25 protein-coding genes are annotated in these 24,103 nt (G+C 44.9%); 10 read left to right on the top strand and 15 right to left on the bottom strand.

The genetic code is table 11. The features are described from left to right. Window positions 1-161 precede the first annotated feature (161 nt). The 4 genes from EC604_RS04665 to EC604_RS04655 are packed head-to-tail and all read left to right on the top strand — an operon-like array spanning window position 162 to window position 3,172. Window positions 162-938, top strand: coding sequence for a hypothetical protein (locus EC604_RS04665; RefSeq protein ID WP_161556860.1), 777 nt, complete (start codon window positions 162-164; stop codon window positions 936-938). A 52-nt stretch (window positions 939-990) separates the two neighbouring features. Beyond that, window positions 991-1,128, top strand: coding sequence for a hypothetical protein (locus EC604_RS29835; protein ID WP_161556859.1), 138 nt, complete (start codon window positions 991-993; stop codon window positions 1,126-1,128). Continuing rightward, complete coding sequence (locus EC604_RS04660) at window positions 1,129-2,490, top strand: arsenic transporter (protein ID WP_123063032.1); 1,362 nt, start codon at window positions 1,129-1,131, stop codon at window positions 2,488-2,490. Window positions 2,491-2,503: 13 nt separating this feature from the next. Continuing rightward, window positions 2,504-3,172: a DUF2642 domain-containing protein gene (locus EC604_RS04655; RefSeq protein ID WP_123063031.1), complete on the top strand. Its 669-nt coding sequence runs from the start codon at window positions 2,504-2,506 to the stop codon at window positions 3,170-3,172. A 198-nt stretch (window positions 3,173-3,370) separates the two neighbouring features. Here EC604_RS04655 and EC604_RS04650 read toward each other — a convergent pair whose 3' ends face one another. Both EC604_RS04650 and EC604_RS04645 read right to left on the bottom strand, forming a co-directional pair. Continuing rightward, window positions 3,371-4,111, bottom strand: coding sequence for a nuclease-related domain-containing protein (locus EC604_RS04650; protein ID WP_123063030.1), 741 nt, complete (start codon window positions 4,109-4,111; stop codon window positions 3,371-3,373). A gap of 347 nt (window positions 4,112-4,458) precedes the next feature. Next, window positions 4,459-5,352, bottom strand: a complete 894-nt coding sequence (locus EC604_RS04645; RefSeq protein ID WP_123063029.1) for an NAD(P)-dependent oxidoreductase — start codon at window positions 5,350-5,352, stop codon at window positions 4,459-4,461. 768 nt (window positions 5,353-6,120) lie between these two features. On the opposite strand from EC604_RS04645, the gene EC604_RS04640 reads away from it, so the two are divergent. The 3 genes from EC604_RS04640 to EC604_RS04630 are packed head-to-tail and all read left to right on the top strand — an operon-like array spanning window position 6,121 to window position 9,879. Beyond that, a complete protein-coding gene (locus EC604_RS04640) occupies window positions 6,121-7,257 on the top strand; it encodes a GerAB/ArcD/ProY family transporter (RefSeq protein ID WP_161556857.1) in 1,137 nt (378 codons plus the stop codon). Beyond that, window positions 7,214-8,719: a spore germination protein gene (locus tag EC604_RS04635; RefSeq protein ID WP_123063027.1), complete on the top strand. Its 1,506-nt coding sequence runs from the start codon at window positions 7,214-7,216 to the stop codon at window positions 8,717-8,719. Before EC604_RS04640 ends, EC604_RS04635 begins: the two co-directional genes overlap by 44 nt. Further along, window positions 8,716-9,879, top strand: a complete 1,164-nt coding sequence (locus EC604_RS04630) for a Ger(x)C family spore germination protein (RefSeq protein WP_123063026.1) — start codon at window positions 8,716-8,718, stop codon at window positions 9,877-9,879. Before EC604_RS04635 ends, EC604_RS04630 begins: the two co-directional genes overlap by 4 nt. A 138-nt stretch (window positions 9,880-10,017) precedes the next feature. Here EC604_RS04630 and EC604_RS04625 read toward each other — a convergent pair whose 3' ends face one another. After that, window positions 10,018-10,521, bottom strand: a complete 504-nt coding sequence (locus tag EC604_RS04625) for a hypothetical protein (protein WP_123063025.1) — start codon at window positions 10,519-10,521, stop codon at window positions 10,018-10,020. Between the two features lie 227 nt (window positions 10,522-10,748). Between EC604_RS04625 and EC604_RS04620 the strand changes: the two genes are divergently transcribed. Further along, on the top strand, window positions 10,749-11,276 hold the full coding sequence (locus EC604_RS04620; RefSeq protein WP_123063024.1) for a hypothetical protein: 528 nt from the start codon (window positions 10,749-10,751) through the stop codon (window positions 11,274-11,276). Between the two features lie 108 nt (window positions 11,277-11,384). Here the strand turns inward: EC604_RS04620 and EC604_RS04615 are convergent, their stop codons facing one another. Both EC604_RS04615 and EC604_RS04610 read right to left on the bottom strand, forming a co-directional pair. Continuing rightward, window positions 11,385-11,681 carry a WXG100 family type VII secretion target gene (locus tag EC604_RS04615; RefSeq protein ID WP_123063023.1) on the bottom strand — a complete coding sequence of 99 codons (297 nt, stop codon included), beginning with the start codon at window positions 11,679-11,681 and terminating at the stop codon, window positions 11,385-11,387. A 38-nt stretch (window positions 11,682-11,719) separates the two neighbouring features. After that, the gene (locus EC604_RS04610; RefSeq protein WP_123063022.1) at window positions 11,720-13,081 is read right to left on the bottom strand and encodes a lipase family protein; all 1,362 of its coding nucleotides are present in this window, start codon (window positions 13,079-13,081) and stop codon (window positions 11,720-11,722) included. A gap of 78 nt (window positions 13,082-13,159) precedes the next feature. On the opposite strand from EC604_RS04610, the gene EC604_RS04605 reads away from it, so the two are divergent. Both EC604_RS04605 and EC604_RS04600 read left to right on the top strand, forming a co-directional pair. Further along, entirely contained in the window at window positions 13,160-13,492 is a 333-nt protein-coding gene (locus tag EC604_RS04605; protein WP_123063021.1) for a hypothetical protein, read from the top strand. A gap of 142 nt (window positions 13,493-13,634) precedes the next feature. Continuing rightward, window positions 13,635-13,883, top strand: a complete 249-nt coding sequence (locus EC604_RS04600) for a DUF1433 domain-containing protein (RefSeq protein ID WP_123063020.1) — start codon at window positions 13,635-13,637, stop codon at window positions 13,881-13,883. 300 nt (window positions 13,884-14,183) lie between these two features. On the opposite strand, the gene EC604_RS04595 is transcribed toward EC604_RS04600, so the two are convergent. From EC604_RS04595 to EC604_RS04550, 10 genes are all read right to left on the bottom strand, one after another. Then, window positions 14,184-14,471 carry a hypothetical protein gene (locus EC604_RS04595; protein WP_123063019.1) on the bottom strand — a complete coding sequence of 96 codons (288 nt, stop codon included), beginning with the start codon at window positions 14,469-14,471 and terminating at the stop codon, window positions 14,184-14,186. Window positions 14,472-14,676: 205 nt separating this feature from the next. Next, window positions 14,677-15,243, bottom strand: a complete 567-nt coding sequence (locus EC604_RS04590; protein WP_123063018.1) for a hypothetical protein — start codon at window positions 15,241-15,243, stop codon at window positions 14,677-14,679. A 400-nt stretch (window positions 15,244-15,643) separates the two neighbouring features. Next, entirely contained in the window at window positions 15,644-16,747 is a 1,104-nt protein-coding gene (locus tag EC604_RS04585; RefSeq protein ID WP_123063017.1) for a toxic anion resistance protein, read from the bottom strand. Window positions 16,748-16,761: 14 nt separating this feature from the next. Further along, window positions 16,762-17,490 (bottom strand): hypothetical protein, encoded by a 729-nt coding sequence (locus EC604_RS04580; RefSeq protein WP_123063016.1) that lies wholly within the window; start codon window positions 17,488-17,490, stop codon window positions 16,762-16,764. Between the two features lie 154 nt (window positions 17,491-17,644). Next, window positions 17,645-18,685 (bottom strand): ATP-grasp domain-containing protein, encoded by a 1,041-nt coding sequence (locus tag EC604_RS04575; RefSeq protein ID WP_123063015.1) that lies wholly within the window; start codon window positions 18,683-18,685, stop codon window positions 17,645-17,647. After that, a complete protein-coding gene (locus tag EC604_RS04570; protein WP_123063014.1) occupies window positions 18,682-19,509 on the bottom strand; it encodes an HAD family hydrolase in 828 nt (275 codons plus the stop codon). Before EC604_RS04570 ends, EC604_RS04575 begins: the two co-directional genes overlap by 4 nt. Continuing rightward, window positions 19,506-20,657: a cysteine protease StiP family protein gene (locus EC604_RS04565; RefSeq protein ID WP_123063013.1), complete on the bottom strand. Its 1,152-nt coding sequence runs from the start codon at window positions 20,655-20,657 to the stop codon at window positions 19,506-19,508. The genes EC604_RS04570 and EC604_RS04565 overlap by 4 nt, the downstream gene beginning before the upstream one ends. Window positions 20,658-20,668: 11 nt before the next feature. Continuing rightward, window positions 20,669-22,069, bottom strand: a complete 1,401-nt coding sequence (locus tag EC604_RS04560) for a phosphoribosyltransferase family protein (RefSeq protein ID WP_123063012.1) — start codon at window positions 22,067-22,069, stop codon at window positions 20,669-20,671. After that, window positions 22,005-23,201 (bottom strand): HpcH/HpaI aldolase/citrate lyase family protein, encoded by a 1,197-nt coding sequence (locus tag EC604_RS04555; RefSeq protein ID WP_123063011.1) that lies wholly within the window; start codon window positions 23,199-23,201, stop codon window positions 22,005-22,007. The genes EC604_RS04560 and EC604_RS04555 overlap by 65 nt, the downstream gene beginning before the upstream one ends. Before the next feature lie 145 nt (window positions 23,202-23,346). Then, complete coding sequence (locus EC604_RS04550; protein WP_123063010.1) at window positions 23,347-24,081, bottom strand: TerC family protein; 735 nt, start codon at window positions 24,079-24,081, stop codon at window positions 23,347-23,349. Window positions 24,082-24,103 lie beyond the last annotated feature (22 nt).

The following is a 24,103-nucleotide window of genomic DNA, read 5'->3' as shown; positions in this document are numbered from 1 at the left end:
GGCGAATGCACAGCCCATTTATGGAACCATCCGCGAAGTCACAATGTAGATTTGCTGAAAACATATCACACTAATCTATAAATTACTATTTTTCTCATAGATTACTGCCAATTTGCTATACAAATGGTTGTCTGCTGGTTCCTTAGATGCTAGGTACACATATGATTAAACTACAGACAGACTCCAATGACGAGTGGCAGGGATTCAACGAACAACCGTCGGGCGGCCTATCTGAACTTATATCTGGGAAGGGGCAAAATACAATGTCTATGAATGGTCAGGGAATGAGAGGTTTGGTTGGAAGAGAAGTCAAGATTAATCGTGGTGGACCCGATGCAATCCAAGGTACTTTAATGGATGTACGCTGGGACTACATGGCTGTGAGCTGCAAAGAAGGTATGGTGTATGTGAACGATGCTCATGTCAAAAGTATTACCGACACAGGTCGTTCCGGCGGAGCCAGAGGACCTATGGGGAATCCGATTCCAGCGAACACATTACTTGGCGTCATGCAAGCACTTCGCTTCCGTCCTGTACAGATCAATCGCGGAGGCCCGGAAAAAGTGGAAGGCATCCTGGCCGATGCCAACCAGAGTCAATTAATTCTGACTTTAAAAAATCAGGAGATCATCCGTATTCCTTTACAGCATGTGAAATCCGTCTCCCTGGTTCGCGGAAGCAGCAACAACAATAGCAATAACAGCGGCAACAACGGTAAAAACACAAGCCAAGGGAATAAAACACAAAATACGCAGTCCGGCGGCAATCGTTCCCAAGGGAATCGCAGTGCAGGCAACCAAGCGTGCGGAAATAAATCTCAGGGAAATAAATCGGGCAACAACAAGTCGCGTGGCAATCAGTCTCACGGGAATAAATCGGGTGGTAACAAATCACGGGGAAATCAATCTCGCGGAAATAAGTCTGGTGGCAAACGGTAATTTGAGAACAACAAGAAGCTAAGTTACTACCAGTTTAAAGGGGGGAATGATCATGCTGATCTTTATCGCAATCGTCTTGACAGGTGCGCCTTTGTATTGGATCGTTATGCCGGGAAGGCCTACTTCGACTCATGAACATCTGAAACAGTCTTCACAAGGACTTCTCCCCCTGGGAGGTGAATCACAGTAAATGCCTGATTACCAGTTGTGGTTAACCTTCGGGGTATTTATCATCACTGTCATTTTCCTGATGTGGCGTCCTGGCGGATTAAATGAATCGATTCCCACTTCGCTTGGGGCGCTACTTCTTATCCTGACCGGTGTAAGCAGTTTGGGGCATATCCTGGGCATTTTCGAAATTGTATCTGGCGCAGCGATTACGATTCTCTCCACCATTGTCATGTCCATTATTCTGGACAGCATCGGCTTCTTTCGCTGGATCGCTGTAAACATGATTGAAAAGGCACGTGGTTCCGGCTTCCGATTGTTCTGGCTGATTCTATTACTTTGTTTTCTCATGACTATCTTCTTCAATAACGACGGCAGCATTCTGATCACTACCCCCATCATCATTCGAATCTGTTCCATGTTACGTCTGAAAATTCACCAGCAGTTGCCTTACCTCATCTCCGGTGCACTCATCGCTACAGCTTCCAGCGCTCCGATCGGACTCAGTAATCTCGCTAATCTGATTGCCTTAAAAATGGTTGGATTAAACCTGAACACCTACACTCAGATGATGTTTGTACCATCCATGCTCGGAATTATCGCCATGACTTTGCTGTTACTCTATTATTTTCGCAGAAGCATACCCAAAGTTATTCATCACTTCCCCGTATCCATGCAAAATTCATCTGGATCAGGCTATCATCCACTGCAGACAACAGAATTTGAATCGGATAACTCCAAAACGAATGTAGACTGGTGGTTGTTCCGTGTCTGTATCGGGATTGTTGTATTGATCCGGGCAGGATATTTTCTCGCTGAGCAATTCGGTGTACACATGGAGATTGTCGCCATTACCGGTGTGGTTCTGATGCTTGCTGTACGGTGGTATCGTACACGATCCGGACTGAAAGATGTCGTCACACAGACACCTTGGCATATTCTTCTCTTTGCTTTCAGCATTTATATTATTGTGGACAGTCTTCACCGAGCCGGGATGACAACATGGATTACCGAATTCACAGGCCCGATTGCAGAAAGAGGCAATGCAAGTCTTATTGCCGTATCCGGGTTGTTACTAACGGTGCTCTCCAATTTGTTCAACAACTTGCCCTCGGTCATGATCGGAACATTCGCCGTTACTGACCTTCATTTGAGTGATACTCAACTTCATCTAGCATATCTCGCTAATATACTAGGAAGTGACATCGGAGCATTATTAACACCCATAGGCACACTTGCCACCTTAATTTGGATGTATATATTACGGACCCACCATATTCGAGTCTCATGGAAACAGTATATGAAAGTAACCTTCATTGTGATACCCATCAGTTTAATTATCAGCCTATTTTCCTTATATATCTGGGTGGCTCTACTGTATTGAGAGGAGGTATACTGTGAAATCTGCAATGATGTGGTTAGGTAAAACGATTGAGTTTGAATTGTCCGGCTGCAAGCTGCCTATTCAGGGCGAGGTCATTGATGCAGGGGAGGATATTATCGTTGTCTATGGTAATCAGCGCTACATTTATGTGCCGCTTCATCATATTCAAACGATGCATTTTACGAAATCAGAGGAAACTTCTACTAACATGGACGTGCCTGCACCTGATCCCGAAATGGACCATGACAACATCTCTTATCGAAAAGTACTAATGAATGCTCGCGGAAGATTTAGTGAAATTTCCATTGGTGGGCGCACGCTGCATGGTTATATCACCAGCATCATGAACGATTATTTTATCTTCTATTCTCCTTTGCATCATTCGGTCTATGTTTCCATCCATCATCTGAAATATATTATCCCTTCTCCCTCCAATAGCAGACCCTTTGCGATGGAACATCAACATTTCCCCATACAGCCATCATCCATCTCACTCTCTCGCACACTCGATCAACAGCTGCAAAAAATGGCAGGAGAACTCGTCATCTTAAATCTGGGTTACAAACCTGAACAGACAGGATTGCTCAAAAGTATCAACGACAAGTTGCTTGAAGTTATTGATGCAGATGGTTCCACACGATTCATGCACACCAGCCATGTTCAAACGCTTCACTTACCTTAATGGTTAAAATAGAAGGCAAACAGGGATATTCCAAGGTTCGCACGATGACCCGGTATATCCCTGTTTCATGTCTTTTTTGCCGACCCTAACTTGAAAATGACGATAACCCTGTAAATCTAGTGACTCATTATTCCATTTATCCGCTCGCATCTATACTCGTTTATCTGTATCCTCGCGGTTTAATTGTCTATAAATTGCCTATTTAATTCCTTTAGCTTTCGCCATATGATCAGCCCGAATCTGATGATCCGTTGAATTCACTGTATTGAGCATGTTCCAGATCGCCTGAGTGTCCTGTTCTTGATACAAGGTCTCCGGAAGTTCTGTCTCCAGTCGTTCTGTTTTGCGCTGAATGGTCTCCACCAATTCATGATCATAAATAATCATTTCATCGGAATTGACATACCTTACGGCTGGATCAACACTGATCCGGCAACGGTTTGTGAACGTCACCATGGAAACTAGCCGAACACGTTTGTAATCCCCGAGATGTGCCTGAATCGCTTCAACATGGGCGCGGTGCTGCATGAGCGGATTATACATTTTGACCCTGCTGCTGCTCACTGACCAATTCGCTTCGCGGCGGCCCCCACGAATCTCTCCAGTTGTCAGATTCCGGGTTTCGATGACAAAGATCGCCCGCGGGCCAATCACGACATGATCAATCTGGGAATATCCCGAACGTGACTTGGGATTCGTAACCAGCAGATCATTCAACACTTTATATTCACTGGGCAAACCAAGCAGTAATTCGGCGGTTGTAGGTTCTTGCGGTGCGCTGATCCAATCAGCTTCGGACTTCTTCTTTTTGCGCCGACTACGGGACAGACGTGGAGGAATTGCTGTAACTGGCGGCAGAGCCGAAGCTGCAACAGAATCGGTAAGCGGGCTCACAAGCTCTGGCTGCGTCTTGAACAGAGACCAAATTTTCTTGAACATGGGCAAGCTCCGTTCTATTTGGAATGGTTACTGGAATATGGCTTATGAATTATGGTTTAAGGAGTATTGTTTATGAATTATGTAGATGTTTAGTACCGTATAGCATGTAAAGCCCTATACCTTATGTCGGATAAAGTCGAACAAAAATAAAGAGACGTTTGCCAAATTCACTGATTCGTTAAATGTGCACGACAGTATATACCCAAACCTGCGACTTTAGACGCACATCAAGTTCACAATAAGTCCATATCAAATCCATATCAAGTTTATTTCAAAATATACAGAAAAAGCAGCATCCCCTTTTTCCTAAGCAAAAGAGTCCGCTGCTGTCTTCCCATGTTCATCTTCTAAGACTGGAGATAGTATGTGTACAGCACTTGCGTGCCTTTCTCGTCCAAGCCATTCTTCGATATTTCCTGATAGAGCGATTCCGCCAGAGCCAGTCCCGGCGTGTTCATGCCCATCGCTTGAGCAGACTCCAGGGCAATGCCCATGTCTTTGATAAAATGTTTCACATAGAATCCAGGCTCATAATCGCCTGCGATCATGCGCGGACCCAGGTTGCTGAGGGACCAGCTTCCGGCTGCACCGGTCGCAATACTCTTCAGCACATTTTCCGCGTCCAGTCCCGACGTCTTGGCATAGGCAAGTGCTTCGCATACGCCGAGCATGCCAGAGGCGATAGCAATTTGGTTGCACATTTTGGTATGCTGTCCGGCGCCCGGCTTGCCTTGCAGCACAATGTTGGTGCCCATCTGCTCAAAAATCGGACGCACCGCTTCAAAAGCTTCTGCGTCCCCCCCCACCATAATGGACAGCCTGCCGTCCCGTGCGCCGATATCGCCGCCGGATACAGGCGCGTCCAGTGCATGCAAACCTTTAGCCTCCGCAGCTTCGGCGACGCGCGCAGCCAGCAGCGGGCTGGAAGTGGTCATGTCAATCAGGGTTGAACTTGGTTTGGCATGGGCAACAAGCCCGCCTTCTCCCAGATAAATCTCTTCAACATCCTTGGGATAACCGACCATGGTGATAATCACATCACAAGCAGCAGCCAGTTCTGCCGGCGTTTCATGCCAGACAGCCCCTTCCTTCACGAGCGCTTCTGCCTTAGCGGCAGTGCGCGTGTATACATGAAGCGGATAGCCTGCACGCTGAATGTGACCAGCCATGCTTTTTCCCATAACGCCTGTTCCAATAAACCCTACTTTAATTTCTTCTGGTGATTTAGTTGAATGTGTCATCAAAGGTTTCCTCCCTGTTCTTGAGTGATCCATAGTGATTTCGAGTGTTACTTAATGATATTAAGTGCTGCAAATGATATTGAGTGCTGCAAGTGCTTGTCCATAGCTCTGTTGAAGCGGATGCGGATACTGCGGCGAGCGCGGACAGGGATACCGATGCGAGTGAGAAGTGGATACTGGTGCCAACAAGGGTACCTGTGACCTGTGCGAGTCATTCTCTAACGATTACCAGGAACGCTATTTGAGCAATATCACACCTTGTTATATTCTAACGATCTCAGGAGACCTTATTTCGGAGAATTGGTTCAAAAATGGGCGTTAATCTTGTGTTTTCAGCAAAATAAGGCTTCTGGTGATCGTTAGAATTCCAGAACTCCCCATTTCGCTTAAATAAGCTCATCTGAGATCGTTAGAATATTTAAGTGGTGAGGGAGCACCTTAACCTACAACTCAATTCAAAATTCACTCCTAAACTCTGAATCCTCCCCAATAATCCTCATCCTGCATAGCCTGATGGATAGCTCATTCCTTATGCCTTATTCCTTACACACGATACCTTATACTCGATACCTAACTTATACTTCATACTTCACTTCTCATCCCTTATACTCCATACCTTGACCTGTCCCTTATATCGTATATGTTATAGCTTTCTTTCCCCTTCGTCCATCTCGGGCTGATTTTTCTGTGAAAAAATCTGAAAAACGAATCATTTTCTCATAGACTGTACAATCTAACGAAAACACATCGAAATGGGAGGGGATGGACATGGGTCAGGAAAAAGGACAGATCACCATCTGGTTGTCCATCTCCATTATTTTGCTCAGTGCCGGACTGGTCTGTCACGTCTTGTCTGTCCCCGCCATTCTGGAGGTGGCCGGAAGAGATGGCTGGCTCTCTGTTCTCGCTGCAGCGCCATTGTTCATGCTGTTCCTGGGTATGATGTACATCATTATCCGCCGTATTCGCGGACAGCGCTTGACCGATTGGATCACGCGTGAGTTCGGCGTCGTTCCCTCCTGGATCTTTCGCATTACTGCGGTCTTGTTGCTCTTCTCGCTAGGGACACACACCTTATATGAAACCACCAACTGGACGGTATCCACCTATCTCCCGTTTACACCGACCTATGTGCTGGCTGGTGGAGGTGCTCTGGTTGCTGCCTGGTCAGCAGCCAAAGGCATTCGTTCGATTGCCATGACATCCAGTATTCTATTACCTCTGGTCATTCTGCTTGGCTACTTTGTCATGTCGGCCAATATGAAATACAAAGATTACAGTCAGCTCTTCCCCATCATGGAACATGGCTGGACTCCCGTCATCCGAGGAATGATCTACTCTCTAGCGGGACTTATGGAGATCTGGGTGCTGATGCTCTTCCAACATGACATTAAAGGCAAACTACGCTGGTGGCATGTGTTGTTGCTCGGCCTCTTCATGATCAGCATGGCGCTGGGGCCTACGCTCGGAGCCATTGTCGAATTCGGGCCAGAAGAAGCGGCGAAACAGCGGAATAGTCCATACGAACAATGGAAACTCGTCAATATCGGCAAGCTGTTTCAACACGTTGATTTTCTCTCGATCTACCAGTGGCTTAGTGGTTCCTTTGCACGTGTTGCCATCTCCATGTACCTGATTGTTGATCTGCTGGATATACGCAGACCTAAGAAACGCTACATTACCATCCTCTGTCTCACGCTGATCATGTGCGCTTTGGCTATTCAGTGGTGGCGCATTGATTACATTGATTATTATGTCGATCACATTCAATTTCCAGCCATGCTCTCTTACGTGGCAATCATCACCACTCTTTTGACACTGGCCGCTCTTATTCATAAAAAGGACAAGGAGGCTCCTGCTCATGGCTCAGACGCCGCGAACGAAACCAACCCGTTCAGGGACTAAACCGTTCCGTATGGATCAGCATCATCTGGAAACTTTTTTTGCAGGCTCCGATGATGTTATTATCGACAGCCACCGGCTTGGTGACGGACAGATGAAGCTGGTTGTCGCTTATTGCAGTGGCATGGTCGATACACAAATTATCCATGACATCATCTTGCCAGAGATGAAGCGAACCTACGAGATCACACATTTCATACGCAAGTCTGACATTGAAAAAAATATTAACCTGCAATGGAACAGCATTGACCTTGATGATGCGCAGTATGGAACAGAGCTAATATCGCTTCGTGTTTTTGAAGGGCATCTGCTCCTATGCCTTCCCTCTCTGCAGACCATGTGGAGCATCGATATCTCCAATATGGCTACACGAACACCAGAAGAGTCAACGACAGAAGTCTCGATCCGCGGAGCAAGGGATGGTTTTATTGAACCACTTGCAGTCAATGTATCCTTGATCCGTAGCCGGTTGCGTACGGCTGAACTTGCATGCAGTATCGAACTTATCGGATCACGTTCAGCAACCAAAGTGGCTCTGATGTATATGAAAAACATTGCCAACCCAGCGTTGATCAAGGATATAAAACATCGTCTCCATGCCATTCAAACCGAACGTCTTATGACGGCAAATGATCTGGAAGAGTTGCTCTCACCTGCCAAGATCACCTTGTTTCCCTTGACGCATTACACGGGCAGACCTGATTTTGCATCGGAGTGCTTGCTGAGCGGTCGCTTCGTTCTGATCGTAGACGGTAATCCCAGTGTGATTATCGGGCCTGTAAACCTTTTTCTGCTACTCAAGTCACCAGAGGATGCCAGCTTCCCCTTCCTTCCGGTGAATATGGGTCGCTTGCTTCGATTCATCGGTCTATTTGTCACTATATTTTTGCCCGGTTTCTATATCGCGCTGACTTCTTTCCACATGGATCAAATTCCGTTTCCCCTCGTCGCGACGATATCTGTCGGCCGCATGGGGCTTCCCATGGAGTCTGGCATTGAGATGTTTCTCATTATGCTGCTCATGGAGCTGTTCAGGGAAGCCGGCGTCCGTTTGCCTAGCGCCATTGGACAGACGCTAACCGTCGTTGGTGGTCTGATTATCGGAGATGCAGCCATTCGGGCCGGTATGGTCTCTCCGCTCATGATCGTCGTCATCGCCGTTACCGTTGTAGCTGGAGCAACCATTGTCAATCAAGTCATGACCAGTTCTATACTCATTTTGCGCTTTCTTTGCTTTATCTTGGGAGCGACACTGGGGATTTACGGGTTCATTCTGTCCATGATCCTGTTTCTGATCTACCTGACGGACTTGAAATCGTTTGGAATCCCTTATCTTACGCCCTTAACACCGCTCAATTTCAAACAAGCCATTGCCTCACTATTCAAAGTCCCGACGGGTTTGGGGAAACGCAGACCTGTCTACCTGGAGACACAAAAACCGCGCAAGGATGGCAAAGGTCGATGAGCCGCATATTACACCGCTGGTTGCTTGGCATGTTAAGTCTATCGCTTTGCCTCATGACCACGGGATGCTGGAGTGCATATGAGATTCAGCAGGTGGATTATGCCAAGGCAATTGGCATTGAATATAAGGACGGCATGTATCATATTTACGTGCAAACTCTTGATTTTTCAAGTATAGCCAAAACGGATAATTCAGGTAAAACAGCCGAATCCCCTCCAATCTGGGTCGGACATGCTCAAGGGAAAACGATGAGCCTCGCCATGAACGAATTATGGCGTGCATCTCAGCTCCACATTGCCTGGGGGCATGTGACAGCCATCGTCATGGCAGAGAGCGTGCTGAACAATCGGCACATCCAGGATGTGTTTGACATGCTCGGACGATTCCCGGAAGCACGGTATACCACATGGGTATACGGTACACGGGAGCCTTTGCTGGATATTCTGAGCACCGCTTCGATCTACAACTTGTCTCCACTGGACAGCATCCTGCACAATCCGTTGCCCAGCTACCTGGAAAATTCGCTGTTTGCACCTGTACTCAGCTTTGAACTGATTGCCAAGCACAATGATCCCGCAACCACGACGTATCTGCCTGTCATTGCCTTAAACAAGGACTTATGGCTGCAAAATAAAAAGGAACATGACTTGTTTCTGATTGAAGGAGCTTATTTCGAAAGGATGGGAGAAAAGTTCAATTTTTTGTCGCGAGACGAATTGTCTGGCTATCACTGGTTGATTAAAGGCATGCGCCGGGCTCCTCTATTGGTTCAAAAAAATGGTGTAATCTATGGGGCACTCAGTGTCGGTCTGCCCACAATAAAAATCGAACCGATCATTCGGGGAGAGAAAGTTACCTTTCGAATTGATGCCAAATATCTGACTGCACTGTATGAATATCTCGTCCCCATGACATATGACGAAATGACCCGAGTAAGCGAGGATACACTGAAAGAGCAGATCATGAAGACCTATCGAAATGGATTAAAACGGGGAGTCGATGTATATGGTCTACAAGAAAAACTGTATCGCAAAAACCCAAAACTGTGGCACAAGTTATCCGGGAATGGGGAAAACCTGATTCTCACGGAGGATTCGATTGAAACTTTAAATATTCACCTGACGATTCCGTATACTGGGAAATACAAGAGGAAAGTGTGATGAAAAAAACCTTCTGCTGATAACCAAACATGTTCAGCAGGAGGGCATTTAAACATCGTCTTTTCAGCGTAGATATGGGTATGTAGGTAGGGGATGTGCAATCCAGTCCTGCAGCCGGGCAAGCAACAACCGTTGTCATCAAGCCTCGGAGCGTAAACGTTGCACCTGCTCCAGCACCCAACCGATGATGACTGCGAAAGATACGCCAAACAGTAAAATCGGGAAGTTGTAGTATAGCGTATTCGTATATTGGTTCAGCCAGCCAAAACGATACACTGCCGATTCCGGGTCATGTGTATAACCGTTAAGCTGCACACGCAAGTCTTCAAAGATGTAGATCTCCCAGAAGACAGACAATACACACAATGCTGCGGCTACAACACTGACCACCGCATTGCCCCATCTCCCCCAGTACTCACGTTGGTCGTAGAACCACCATTTCGTTACATACGCCGTCCAGAAACATAAGATCAGAAAGGTAAGTACGGATGGAAATAATGCCAAAATACCCAGATTGCCATTCCCAGATACCCCTTTGCCCAATTCATGCTTAATGGTCATTCCATCTACGGCAAAAACCATAAGCACATTCCATACGAGGAAGATAAGATACGGCTTGTTAATGCGTTTGATCGCCTTCATTCTATCCTCTCCTCTCCCGGTTTACTTCCAATAATAGTCCATCACTCGTAATCGAGTAACGAGAATCAGGAGCCCGCCCTCCTCCTTGTTTAACCTATGTTGAACATCGATGCCCTGCCTGGTTACTTTCTATCATTCCGAATAAGGATGTATCCTTTAAAAATCAGGCATGTTTTTGGAAAAAATAGCTCATACTACCTTCAGGAAATTATTGAAGGAGTGACAACATGAGTTTAAAACGCATCGTTGCTATTGGAGCGATTCTGGCATGTACATCTCTAGTTTGGGGATGCGGTAACGGCAACAACAGCAATAACATGCCTACTGCCGAGCAAACGAACCCGAACGAACAACAAACCCGAAGCTGGGGAGATCCCAAACGGTTAGAAGCTTCTCACCTAGAAGCCCTGGAAAGAATGGAGAAAGATCATATCCATCGCATGGTTTCTCTGAGCGTCAACACGGATGGCGATCAGGTCATGACAACGCTGGAGCGTTCAAGTCAAAAACTTGAAGAAATGAGACCACTCGCCGAGATGCTCCAATATGAAGGCCACCCTGCTTTGTTACAACGAATTCAGGAAATGTCAGGAGATATTGAGGGCTCCAAAAATGCAGTCACCGAAATGAAAAACAATCCTCCGTCCGGAAAAATTAAAATCCAGTCTGCGAAGACAGATGCCCTGCAACACATCAACAGTTTTCGTGACTACCATGAATATGTACAAGGTCAGGTCAAGGTGATGAATAAGTAACAACAAGCCTCTTTTATCTCAGGCCAGCCACATATATTATAAATAGTTAGACTCGGAGCCTTTGATCTGCCGATTCTAACTATTTCTTCGTTATCGTCATATCCATGGTTAATGAGACATTCGTCTTGCTCTGCGATCTTCCCGATCTGCTTCCTCCATCTTACGCATATATCGTTTGAGTTCCTCTTTATGGGCTTCAAGTTCGGCAAGTTTAGTGGAGGCTCCTTCTACAAAAGACTGCATTTTGGAGGTTAATTCGGTTGCCGATACCCCTACCCAATCCTGCTTTAATCTTCCATGGATCGTTCGCATTTTCTGTTCCTGTTGCATAAGCCGTTGTTGTAACTGTTCACATTGCTGAACTGCTCTTCTTAAGTCTGATAAGGATACGGAAATTCTGCCCATGTCCTTCCTCCTGTTAGTCTGATAAGATACCTTGTTCCTTACTGCTGGTCTGCAATCACAAAATCTTCTCGCTTACGCTCAATATAATCTGCGATCTCACTAATGGATTCCTGGTACCAACGATTGATCCGTTGCAGGGTAGCTGTCGCGTTATAGGCAATCGGAGTAAAAGACTGACTTTCACTTGTGGAAATATGCGTCTGAAACATCTGAATCGAAGCTTGCGCATCACTGGAAAACCCAGTTAGACTCATTCTCATTTCACGAGCAGACTGTGCTAACTCTTCCGGTGTTAATTGTATCTTTCCTCCGCCTAGTCCTCCTTGATTGCCAGCAATAGCTGATATCAAAGTGCCCACTGCTCCTGAGGTAATCTTAGAGAAGGCCGCAAGAGCCTCTTGGTGCGCAGTCCACCTAGGAGAAATATCGATGGTAGCCCCTGTTTTCCGATCAATTAATGGACCAATCAAGTTCCCTTTTTCATCAAAACGATATTGTTTCATGGAGTGATACCCTTTCCCCTCATCCTTGGAAAAGGAATCCATGAGTCTGACAATGTTGCCCATTTGCAGTTTATTCAGATCAAAACCGAGTTTTAAATCATGCAGTAATATTGGTGATCCAGCCCCCAGAGGTTGAAACGGGATTTTCAGCTGTATTTGGAATTTCCAATTTTGATACATGGCATTGGCCGACTCGAAATCTTGCCCTTTATATACGGTAACACCGACATGTCTTTCATATTCAACTAATCCACCCGCACCTACAGAGTCATTGGGATGAACAACATTAAGTATTTTGTTATCGAAGTATCCTTCGTTAACCTTGGCAATACTGGCATCATCCAGCAGATTCATCACACTTGGGGCACTATAGGTCATCCCGGATACATCATTCCGTGCGGCAACATATTGAGCTAAGCCACCACCGAGAGAATGACCTGTTACCGTAATATCGGAGTCAGGATATGCTTTCTGTACCACCTCATATAGTTCCTCGGCTTGGTGAAACTGATTGTTCTCCCAAGACATTTTATCCATAAGAAGTTTGAAGGGACTATTTTTAAAAATGTTATGGCGTTCCGGGTCAGTTACTGCATCTTCGAGTCTTCTAGTTCTGCCACCTAAAACATCGAAGGCATCTGTTTCCCAATCCGCAGCCATATCAGTAACATTACCTCCTGGTTCTGTTCCACGATAACCTATAACAATCTGGTCTGTTTGATCATTCTTCAAAACAACAGCGTCGAATCCGGATCTTCTATGAAGTTTGGCTCCATCCGGTTCAATCACTTTCCAATTCGCTGAGTCAAGTGTATCCGGGTAATCTCCTGCCTTCATATTAAGATAAGCCAGCTCCGAGATTTCCTTATAGGTTTTATCACTGATATATATATCCATAAGCTTATCCTTCCTGTGTTTACTGATTCCAAAAGTTAAAGTATATTATTTAAGTGTCAAGTTCACACATATAGGGGGTTGAAGAATATTTTCAAAAAAATTCAATATATATCAACTTTATTAATCATCTTGGCCTTTATAGTCGGAGGATGTAATACCTTTCCCAATCAAGATCAGGTTGTTGAAAAAGCCACACAAGTGGGATATCAATATTTCATTGACCACTACAATACAGAAGTGAATTTCACAGATCATAAATTTATGCCAAAGGATCTTAGTCACAATGTGAATTTGAGTGGACACGTTAAAGATAATCAAGAAGTATCAATCAGTATACTAATTGATTACGATACGTTTGAGGTACAAACAGCTGTTGTACCCAAAGAACTTTTAGATAAGAAAATCAAGTAAACAATCTATTCAAACTATTCAAAGTTTAAGAGGTTCTGAAATTTATAACAGGAAGCTGATGCTAGAGATGCACTCTTATCGTTTTCGTCCTTACCTCTGGCTATTCCTCTCTATCATGAGTCTCACCCTAATTTGTGGTTGCATGTCCAGCGAAAATAAGGAGATCATCCAAAAGGCTGAGGAAGTAAGCTTGGTTTATTTCAAAGAAACCTACGACATTGACGTTGTGTTTACAGATCATAAGTTCATCCCCGCGGATCTGTCCCATACGGTTTCACTGACAGGGTATGTACAAGGCCACAAAGATCAGGAAATTTTTGCAATGGTTGATTATGATACATATACGGTAAAAACCGGTTCAGTACCTGATGAGATCAAATTCTCTAAATAGAATATAATGTCCACCAGCTTGACCCTGCGAAAGAGCCTGATACTCCATCAGGCTCTTTTTGGTATAAACGCATAGGCATGCACCTATCCTACATTTTCCAAAGAAGTAGAATCATTATAGATCATCTAATACATATCGTGTATAACAACGCCCATAAATGAGTAAAAGGTCATTGTGAACCTCCTAATCTAAACCTAATTTTTTTGATTTATTCATAGGACGTTGTTACCAGAATATTAATATCAATTTCATCTTTACACGTGCTATGTCAATCCTGCTTCTTCAACGACGCACTGGGCTTCACTCCACCCAAAGGGATGCCCAAATAAATAAGCAGAAAAATACAACGGGAGCCAGTGCTCCAGCGGTAATCCATATCCATAGCTTAGCCGGTCTAGCGTTGCTCCAATACTCCTTAATCCCATTCAAACGTCCATTGCGCCAGTTCGGGGACTTTAACTGATGAATCATTCGCTGCATCACTTGCTCCCGTTCTTTCCCCTGCGGCACGTCTTCCAATGCACAACGAAGTTCTTCATATAAACGTGCCTCTTCCTGACTTGTTTGTTCTATATGTGGATTACTCATCTTCTAACCTCCCCAAATCATGATTCCTATACCTACTCAACAAACGAATCCACCCTAAAGTTTGGTCCATTTCATAAAAGTATAAGTCGACGAGCAATAAGTTCAACATTAAAAAATAGAAAAAAGCCCAAGTGTTCCTGGGCTTGTTATATTGTTCTCAGGCCTATTAAAATTTTATCCAATCCAAGTTAATTCACATGTGGTTCTACCATCTCTTACGCGGATGATCTCCAAAATGATGACCGTTAATATCACCCAGACTTTCTATGGTATCTTTATAGATCTTAATAAGGGACTGAACCTTGCGAAAGTCAGGATCTTCAGGCCCGATTCCTTCCATAAACATTCTCTGAATAATCTGTTGAAAAAAGTCCACTCTTGCCCCTAACTGTTGCTTCTCGATTTCAAGCACCTCTTCAAAACTATGATTCTCTATGTAATCCATTAACTCATCGTGCTGTGATGACCGATCATCCCACCGATGATCCCTCTCGAACTCTTCCGAATCATCTGATTGAAGATTAACCGTGGTCCGCAGCCGCGATAATACGATTTTTTCTTTGGCAAGCATCACATGAAAATCCTTGTTTTGTAACAGATCCGAAACGATCAGACGACACATCTCCCGGTTCTCAATCAGAATGCCATCAAACGGATGCAACTTCCATTCTCCATTGGAACAGAACAAATTAAAGTTAAAAAACTCACTGCCATACTTGTATTGAATGTTAATTTTGGCCTCATCAATGATTTCGAAAGTAAACTCCAGCATGTTGGGCGGCTCCTTCTTCGACTTCCAAAGTTTACCTTCATCTTATCAAAGACTTCCCGGAAAATACAGCATATTAACGTTCATTTAATTCCGCGATGGACTCTGCCTTTTCACTGCTTGCTACGACGATCAGAACACCCAAGATACCGGCAATAATAAGAGATAACATGTCCTGCCCCCTTCACGATGAAGATGTACATGTTCACAGTGTATGCAATAAACTTCAATGTATGCCCAGTATCGTCCGTATGAGATTGGAATAAACCTATGCCAATTACGGACTTGAGAGTTTCTTCTCATCGATGCAACTACAGAACAGCAAAAAGAGACGCCACGGCGCCTCTCTTTTTACAAACTATGATAAATACATAAGCTAACTTACTAGCAGCCAAGCATCGAACTAATCCAAATAAGAGCTTAACGCGTTCGCATCCGGTTGATTTTTAGCCTGAATACTGCCCGCTTTGGGAGCCTCCAGACCTAACCGTTCACTCATGCCTGCATTGAGCGCAGTCATCTTCGCTGTATAATCATTGCAACTTTCAATAATACGGCGATTCGACTGCTCCGAAAGATCCAGAGCTGACATCAAATCTCCAATAGCCTGATTAACCGATTCCATCGACATCGCCGGTTTGGCTAACAGATCATTTGTCTTTTCGGTCGTGGTTCGCAGCAATCTTGCATTCTCCTTGAACTGCTCTTCAATCGTTTTATTCGTGGCTTCCACAGCCGAAATGACCTTCTCCTGATCATTCAAAGCCATTGCAATCATAGCCGATACCGTGATCAGATTAGCCGTTTTATCAATCGCGTTGTTCACGGAATCAATCAACTTATCATTGTTATCATTAATAATATCGGTAGCCGCAATGGCCTGATTATAGAGCATAATCATCTCGGTCATGGATTGTGTACGCGTAACGACCTTGCGCAAGCCACGTTCCAAGTGAGCCTTGCGGTTCTCATTTTCCGGCTTGGCAATCTCCGCCTCGAATAGTTCCTTCAACTGATTACCAAAAACAATTTTGGTTTGCAAGTTATAGATTTCCTGAATAGAAGAGCGTTTTAATTGACGCATGCTTACAATGCTCTCTTCCAGATTGTCCTTACCATCTCTCAAACCATTAATGATACTATCAATGTTGGTTCTGACAGACTGGTAGCGATAGACATAGTTTTTCAGTGGGCTTTTGCGCAGTAATCGTCCTACAAAACTAACATTTTTGCTCTGCTGTAAGCTTTCACACTCATCGCGTAGCTTCAAGATCATCGTCGACACTTCTGCCCGATTGCCAGACATCAGATCATTCACAGGCCGGTCCAGCATTTTTAGCGTTTGGCCGGCTTTTTCTTGCGTCTTGACACCCAGTTTGCCGATATCATCCATTAGCATATCCAGTTGAACAACATCCGTCTGCGATACTTTCTGGATTAATTGGCTTGCTTCCTGGTTAATTCGCTGCTGATCATCCTGCTTCAGTTGAATATATTCCGTTGCCATCCCTAAACCTCCTCCTATAATTCGGAGCTACTATACCTTTGATGAATAAGCTCTGCTTTATTCTGAAGCTCCATTAAATCCTTATGCTCAATCGTAGATACAATCTCTGAAACCTTGGAATCCACATCCTTCAAGCCATTTAACAACATCCGGCGATTGTTGCGCTTCGCTTCTCCACTCAAACGCAGGAAGGGATTAATAAATCCATTGAGATCTTTCAAAATCAATCTTCGCATCGTATGGTTAATATCACCATTGTTTAACTCTTTCAGCGCTGGAATGACTCGTTGCAATCTGGCAAACAAAGCTAATGACTTTTCCACAATTTCATTGTCCAGTTCATTTTTTTGCCCTTCGGAGATCACCATATCCTCCAGCACTTCAAGATACTCAATGACCGGCCCAAAAACAGGGTCCATATCCGTCTGTTTATGCTTTGAACTGTCTTCGGAAGCGCTAGTCATCTCTACTTGTCCAGTTGTTGGATGGATTCGCTGATTAGCCGAACGGTCAACTGTCCCCTGCTCACTGGATGCGCTATTCAACGCTGAAGGTTCAGGGTATCGATTTGAATCCAATGTCTTCACTACGGGCTCATGTGGCCTGGATGGAATCAAGGCACCAACCATTGTAGCCAAAGCCGGGATGGCCCAGGTTACAAAATCAGGGACAAAAAAGCTGCTTACAGCGGCAAGTCCATACCCGATCAGTGCACCTAATCCGATTTTTGTTTTGCGTAACATCTGTTTTCCTCCTGCCTGTAACAACACTATCGTATACAATGAACAAATGAAGACTACACTTGATCACTTCGCTGCGGTGTACCTGTCAAGATCATCTATATAATCGTATTGTAAAAAAATCAGTCAGAAGGTGTCAATGTTTGGCAACGGTTCTTTAATGACTCCTAACCTTCTGCTCATCCATAATGAGCGGCTGCTCTACATGACTTCCCAGTATGCCATACTGCGGATTTAGAGGCCCTACCTCATAACCTAAAGCCAGCTTTACAGCCAGATAAGGGAAGTTGATTCCTGAAAGACAAGACACATGTAGTCCTCCAGACATCCTTGGGTTAATCTCTAGCAGTTTGGGAGTTTCATTCTGATATTTCATCTGAATGTTGAAGTTATATGGAATGCGATAAGCGCTGGCCACCTCACTCGCGATGTTCAACAGGTCTGCATTTTGTTCAAGTTTTCTTAAACGCCCGCCTGCTTTGCGGCGAGGCACAGCTGCCAGCAGATTCCCTTCACTGTCAGCCAGACAATCGATACTGTACTCATATCCCTGAAGTCTCTCCATGACCATAAGATTCGGAAAAGATTCTACAGAGGAAAAGGCTCGAAATGCATCTTCAAATGATATGCGATTCTGCGTATGTCCAGACAGTTCTTCCAAGGGATTACGACTATTGTCAATCACCCTGAATCCCATACCGCCCTCACCGTTACAAGGCTTGAAACAAACTTCATGTCCTGCGTTAGTGAGTGCTTCATAAGCATGTTTGAATTGAGATGCATTGCTGACCGTAAAGTAATCGGGAATGCTCATAATTCCGAGTTCACGAACAGATTCATAGAAGTGATCCTTCTCCATCAACTTTTCCATTAATTCTATATCTCTGCAAACCAAGACCTTGGTCCCAACCTCCTCAAAGAGGTGTGTATTCCGGCTGATATCCAGCATGTGGAGACGCGGGATGAATAGATCAATCTGATGTCTGCGGCAAAAATCAACACAGAAATCAATATACTCTTTTCCTGTCACCTTCGGCTCCAGCTCTGCATGATCACATGCCTGAAGCGCCATGTTGTTCGGATCAGAATGTGTGCCATAGATTTCGAACTGCATCCCATCTTCGTTGTTTCGAATCATATTCATATAGTGATACGCCACCGAAAACCAGCGATTAAAATAAATACGAGTCTTGGTCATGAGACAACATCTCCTATCGCAGCGTGGTGTATAGAGCGAACATAGTTTAATATCTCGTCAGCGGCAAAAATACCGGAATGTTCGGTGAATTGGTAGTGAACTGTTTCAGGATTCCGCTGTTTCTCGCGGTATAACTCGCCATGCCGAGGCGCAATAGCATAATCTGCAAAATCGAGCAGACAACGATCCAGTAAAGAATCACCGGACGCAACAACGGGTACATCGCCAATCTGATGGCGAATATGTTCTACCGCAGCTCGTTTATTCACCGCCGAAGGAACCAGATATAACTTGCGGCCTTGAATGGAAGCCTCCCAGCCCAGGGATTCCACACGTTTGATCTTCTCTGTAACTTCTTCTGCCGGCATGCGATCACGATGGATGACAAAAGCGAAAAACAACTCATCACATAGCCGCTCTCCTACAACCCAATCCTTGTTCAGTACATCGTCAAATATCTGGCGCACCTCGGCAGCCGTTGCTGAATGCTTTTGAAGCTTGGAACGAACATGCTCGTTCCAAGCGGGATCGACCTTGCCATTCATCAGAATGTTGCCACCATTGCTAGTAATCGCATAGGACGGAATAACCTCTTGCTGAAAGATCTGTATCCGCTGATACTGTACCACTGTCCGTGTCGTTACAGGAACGAACAGGATATCCTTGGGAAGTGTCATCAGTTGATTCAACGTCTCAGCTGACATAAAGGCAGATAACTCACCACGAATCCATTCTGCAGGAACCAATCCGGGCGCATCCTCGGCAACACCCATAGAACGGCGAGAATAGACCAGTGTCTGATCCAAATCACTTGCATAGATCATTCGCCGCCCCCCTTTACAGATCGGATAATGCCGCAGCATGAATAACTTAGCCCAGGGAACACCTCTACGGGAACTCCACGGTCATGAGCAAGCAGCATGATATGTTTCAGGTTAGGATTGTTCGGACGGTCGATCAGAATTTTCCAAGGCACACGGCGCAGCAGTACCCGTGTCGTCTCTCCAATCCCTGGCTTGATCAGATTTACATCTTGGATATCAAACGTCTGCTGAATGGATTGAATATCCTTCATCCCCTGCCACGTGACTTCTGGAGGATGGGCTAGTGCATCCTCTGCTTGAAGCGAGGCCTCCGTTTCAACTTTGGTAAAATATTCTGAAATCTTGTCTACATACATCGTCGACAGATCAGAAGAAGCCCATTCCTTGTACCATTTGGCTCCATGGAAGTCATTCGGTCCAATAAGGTCATCCCGCAGCACCGTTCGACTCATCAGCCCCGATACAGTCGAGTTCAGACAAGCACTTGGAATCAAATAATCTTCTCGGGTGCCGTAGGTATCTGAGCAATGACCAGGGTCAGCGAGTACGGCTAGATTGTCATCCAATCGAATACCATAACGTTGATCCAGGCTGTCACAGGCATCGACCAGCACCTTGCGAATGGCCCCTTTGCCTGTCCAGCCATCGATGAATTGGATCGGCATATCCAGCCCATGCTGTTGCCAGATATATAGAATGGCATTCTCATCTATTCCTTTTCCACGGATAATGGAAATGCTGTAATGAGGCATATCCACGTTATATTTCATGGAAATATAACGTTTGACCAAAATGCCAATCGGTGTTCCTGCACGAGCCAGCGAGACAAGAACGGTGTTCAATCCCCGCTTGCGCACAATAATCTCCGCTACCGTTGCGGCAGCTCTGGCTACTTTTTGAGCAGATTGTGCTAATGTCTCGTGAAACAACTCAATATATTCATCCGAAGGGTGATACTCCACAGGCAGCATCTCTGAATAATGCACGCCCGACTGAATAGCACGTTCACGCTCCCCGGTCTCTTTTTCTAACGAAATATTACTTAAATCCTTTAACAGAAATATAACATCGGACGGGTCATAACTCCCCATTGGCTCAGGAGGTTTAATTTGGTTCTTTAATATGCTTTCAATTGCAGGTAAGTTCATCGCTTGTCTTCTCAGCCTTCCTGTGCAGCACCGCAGTACACCACATGTATTTGCTTACATCCGAGTTGTAACAACACATCAAGCATAGGCCGCATACGTTCTTCTGGCATATGTCTTTCCATCAAAATAAAAATCTCATCATATTGCCCAGGCAATATATTGTAAATATAATTTCGAACAGCCGGATCTTCTGGAGAGGCATATCCTTCACCTGAAACAACAGCATATCCGGGGCGATTGACGGTATAGATTGGACTTCGAGTCGTAGACTGATAGAGAACACCATCCCCCATCTCAGCTGCAATTCGCATCGGGATATACATAAACTCACCCGTTCCCATGACAAGGGTTCGTTTTCCCTTCCTCTTCTCACGTAAAATGGATGCAATCCTTGAGATACCCGCACCCAATGTTGAATTAAATGCCGATGAAATGCCGAATCGACCTGTGTACTTCAGGTAAGGAAGTGGACAGCGATTCCCTTCCGAATCTGCGGATACTGCATCCCAAGACTCCATTTCGCCTGCTACAGAGATAGTACTTATCACAGATGAGGATTCAGAAACCTGCTTCTTTCCCGAGACCTCGATCGCCGGCTCACCCGTCACTTGAATTTTCCCTTTCAACAAAGAGAGAGGGGTGATGGTTATCCCGAGTTCATTTTCTAATGAAGCAAACCGTTGTTCATCAGCATCCGTACGCCAATCCAGTAAAGAAGCAATATAATATTGCCCACGCGGAAAATTACGCTGAATATCCCGAATAATGTTCAACGTGGTGTTGCCTGTTGTAATCTCATCATCCACAAGAACAAGTGGCCCACCCTCTGCAAGCGAGCTGGAATCCAGTGCATAACAGCGATGAGACATCGCATGGGAATGCTCTTCCTCAAACTGAATATCCGGTTCAATCTCGGGAAGGTATTCTCTCGTAGAATGAATGTACGTTGCACGGTCCGCAAATAGCTCGTACATGCTGTGTCCCAGCGCTGTAGCTGTTTCGGCAAAACCAACGAAGCGAATATCTTCAGGCAAACTCATCTGCACACCCAACAGATATTCATAGGCTTCACGGGCCCGCTCTGGATCAATCAGTCCACGGACCATTTGCTGCTTCCACTCTATAGTACGCTTGTCTTGTCCATGCGTTACATGCTCATACAATAGAACGGCCAGAGCAGCACCACTTAAAAGTGAAGTATACGGATTAACGGCAATATGCTTGCCGAGCAGCTTACTGACAAAGAGAAATGATCTCTTTTTATTCAGGCGTGCCGCCATGGAGAACAGATTTTCCAATGGAATTGCGAGCGGATTATGTGTAGACTCGATCATGACCTCGAACTGATCAAGAATAGGAAACGTAAGTCTGTTCGTGTTTGGGCAGGAGCCCGACAAAATGCTGCTGTTCATGTAACACCCCATATATTTGTGATCGGATCAAGATTCGTTTAGCCCAACTTAAATGCGGTTTAATTTCGTTCATTTTATTGGTATACGTGCTTTTAAAAACCCCCAGGCTTCCATCATTTCGAGCGACAATCCCCTGTGCGTCCATGAATTCCTCATGCGTAACCACATACATCGCCTGAACAGGCTTGATCTGCGTCGGATGAATGATCGTTTTACCTACAATACCGTTCTCCTTATCCATCATCACTTCACGCATGAGTCCGTCCATGGAATTCGTAATATATTTCATTCTGAGATTTCGGCCTGTCTTGCCAAGAGATTCCTCAAATGGCGTCTGCCTTAATTGGGGTTTAAATACACGTTCACGCTGGCTAAAATACTCCCAGACCGGCCCGGATATTACATATCCCTGTTCTGCACGACCGAATAAATTAACAATGTCCGCTATGCAGTCACGTATCGTTGCAATGTCGTATATTGTAAGTTCCGGGCTTCTCCTTAGACCGAACAGGCTTGAGAAATCTGTAGCTCCGATTCGGATGTTCAATATATACGGTGCATACTCATCCACAATCTGTTTCAGATCCATTAATGTCTGCCAACGTGTCTCGCGGTAGATCACTTCTGCCGTTTCCAAAATGGGCATTGCATATAAGAGTGGATGTGAGCGTTCTTTCTGCTGATTATATTGGTGAACAAGCTGCAAATAAGCACGTCCATTCTCACAGCTAAACTTCGGCAATACAACACCAGTTAATAAAGAGATTTTTTCTCCCAGCATTTCTATCAAGCGTTCCAGCTGTTCGGGTGATCTCATCCGGACAAATAATAAAGGCATGTGATTGGAGCACAAAATCCCTGTGTCCATATACTCTGCAATAAGTCCAAGTTGCTGAGACAGACACTGTTCCGCAAATTCGACTTGCTCGTCGCCTACCGCATCTTCCAGATCGATAACGATGGTTGTAAGCCCTTCATGTTTACGTTGTAAAATATCGTCTGCTATATGCGGACGTGTGGCCGGCATGTATAAAGCAGCCCCAACAGCGTATGCCAGTATTTCTTTGGAGGTTCGATGACTAAACGATACGGGCGAAGAGAAAAATAAAGCTTCTTCTTCCTCTGCATTCAAAAAACTAAAATATTTCAGGTTATTCTCCTCCTTGCACTTCTGACTAGAAGTCAGTCTGCATCAATAAAATGAATGCTGTCGGGGTATAAAAACCAATCCCTCCAAGATGCGGAGGGATTGATAATAGGTGTGGTGATTTTTAAAACTAGGCCTGGCCTTGATTTTCCTTTTTCTTTCTAGCGGAACTCATCAACATCGCTCCAACAAATACAACAATCAGTAACGAGAAGAAGAGTACGTTAGGGATATGGAAGCCAAAAGCACTCAACATCATTTTTACGGAAATGATGGCAATAAGGATAAATGCCGCTTTTTCCAATTCAGGAAACTTGTCAATGAGTTTGAGGAACACTTGGGCAACTCCCCGCATCATGAGTACCCCGATAATTCCTCCGAGGAACAACACCCAAATCTGCTCACTGATACCAAACGCAGCAATAACACTATCGATACTGAAGGCAATGTCCATCAGTTCGACCATAAGTACGGTTTTCCAGAACGAGTATTGCTTTCCTTCCTGATTCTCCTCTTCCTGAGGCTTGAATAGTCCTTTGTAAGCAATATAGAGAAGGTACAACGCTCCGAGTACCTTGACCAAGGTAATCTTGACAAGGAATGTTCCAAGCCCTATGGCAATAAACCTGAAAATATACGCACCTAAAATACCATAGAACAAAGCGCGCTTCTGTTGCTCCTTCGGCAGGTGCTTAACCATAACAGCAAGTACCAGCGCATTATCTGCGGACAAAAGCCCTTCAAGCAAGATCAAACTGCCGATGATTCCCCAACTTACAGGGTCAGAGAGTGTGGCTACGATCTCGGTCCAAGAGAAAAAATGACCATAATTCTCACTAATACTTCTAAAGAAATCACTAAACATGAACAGAGAGCCTCCGCTAACT

It is taken from the genome of Paenibacillus amylolyticus, from assembly GCF_003719335.1.
GTDB classification, from domain to species: domain Bacteria; phylum Bacillota; class Bacilli; order Paenibacillales; family Paenibacillaceae; genus Paenibacillus; species Paenibacillus amylolyticus_D.
The sequence above is the reverse complement of the archived record's forward strand: the minus strand, read 5'-3'. Positions and strand labels throughout refer to the sequence as shown.

Bases quoted from the DNA above. Each gene is read 5' to 3' on its own strand.
- EC604_RS04665 (WP_161556860.1), top strand. From the start codon at position 162: ATGATTAAACTACAGACAGACTCCAATGACGAGTGGCAGGGATTCAAC.
- EC604_RS29835 (WP_161556859.1), top strand. From the start codon at position 991: ATGCTGATCTTTATCGCAATCGTCTTGACAGGTGCGCCTTTGTATTGG.
- EC604_RS04660 (WP_123063032.1), top strand. From the start codon at position 1,129: ATGCCTGATTACCAGTTGTGGTTAACCTTCGGGGTATTTATCATCACT.
- EC604_RS04650 (WP_123063030.1), bottom strand. From the start codon at position 4,111: ATGTTCAAGAAAATTTGGTCTCTGTTCAAGACGCAGCCAGAGCTTGTG.
- EC604_RS04645 (WP_123063029.1), bottom strand. From the start codon at position 5,352: ATGACACATTCAACTAAATCACCAGAAGAAATTAAAGTAGGGTTTATT.
- EC604_RS04640 (WP_161556857.1), top strand. From the start codon at position 6,121: ATGGGTCAGGAAAAAGGACAGATCACCATCTGGTTGTCCATCTCCATT.
- EC604_RS04635 (WP_123063027.1), top strand. From the start codon at position 7,214: ATGGCTCAGACGCCGCGAACGAAACCAACCCGTTCAGGGACTAAACCG.
- EC604_RS04630 (WP_123063026.1), top strand. From the start codon at position 8,716: ATGAGCCGCATATTACACCGCTGGTTGCTTGGCATGTTAAGTCTATCG.
- EC604_RS04625 (WP_123063025.1), bottom strand. From the start codon at position 10,521: ATGAAGGCGATCAAACGCATTAACAAGCCGTATCTTATCTTCCTCGTA.
- EC604_RS04620 (WP_123063024.1), top strand. From the start codon at position 10,749: ATGAGTTTAAAACGCATCGTTGCTATTGGAGCGATTCTGGCATGTACA.
- EC604_RS04615 (WP_123063023.1), bottom strand. From the start codon at position 11,681: ATGGGCAGAATTTCCGTATCCTTATCAGACTTAAGAAGAGCAGTTCAG.
- EC604_RS04610 (WP_123063022.1), bottom strand. From the start codon at position 13,081: ATGGATATATATATCAGTGATAAAACCTATAAGGAAATCTCGGAGCTG.
- EC604_RS04600 (WP_123063020.1), top strand. From the start codon at position 13,635: ATGTCCAGCGAAAATAAGGAGATCATCCAAAAGGCTGAGGAAGTAAGC.
- EC604_RS04595 (WP_123063019.1), bottom strand. From the start codon at position 14,471: ATGAGTAATCCACATATAGAACAAACAAGTCAGGAAGAGGCACGTTTA.
- EC604_RS04590 (WP_123063018.1), bottom strand. From the start codon at position 15,243: ATGCTGGAGTTTACTTTCGAAATCATTGATGAGGCCAAAATTAACATT.
- EC604_RS04585 (WP_123063017.1), bottom strand. From the start codon at position 16,747: ATGGCAACGGAATATATTCAACTGAAGCAGGATGATCAGCAGCGAATT.
- EC604_RS04580 (WP_123063016.1), bottom strand. From the start codon at position 17,490: ATGTTACGCAAAACAAAAATCGGATTAGGTGCACTGATCGGGTATGGA.
- EC604_RS04575 (WP_123063015.1), bottom strand. From the start codon at position 18,685: ATGACCAAGACTCGTATTTATTTTAATCGCTGGTTTTCGGTGGCGTAT.
- EC604_RS04570 (WP_123063014.1), bottom strand. From the start codon at position 19,509: ATGATCTATGCAAGTGATTTGGATCAGACACTGGTCTATTCTCGCCGT.
- EC604_RS04565 (WP_123063013.1), bottom strand. From the start codon at position 20,657: ATGAACTTACCTGCAATTGAAAGCATATTAAAGAACCAAATTAAACCT.
- EC604_RS04560 (WP_123063012.1), bottom strand. From the start codon at position 22,069: ATGAACAGCAGCATTTTGTCGGGCTCCTGCCCAAACACGAACAGACTT.
- EC604_RS04550 (WP_123063010.1), bottom strand. From the start codon at position 24,081: ATGTTTAGTGATTTCTTTAGAAGTATTAGTGAGAATTATGGTCATTTT.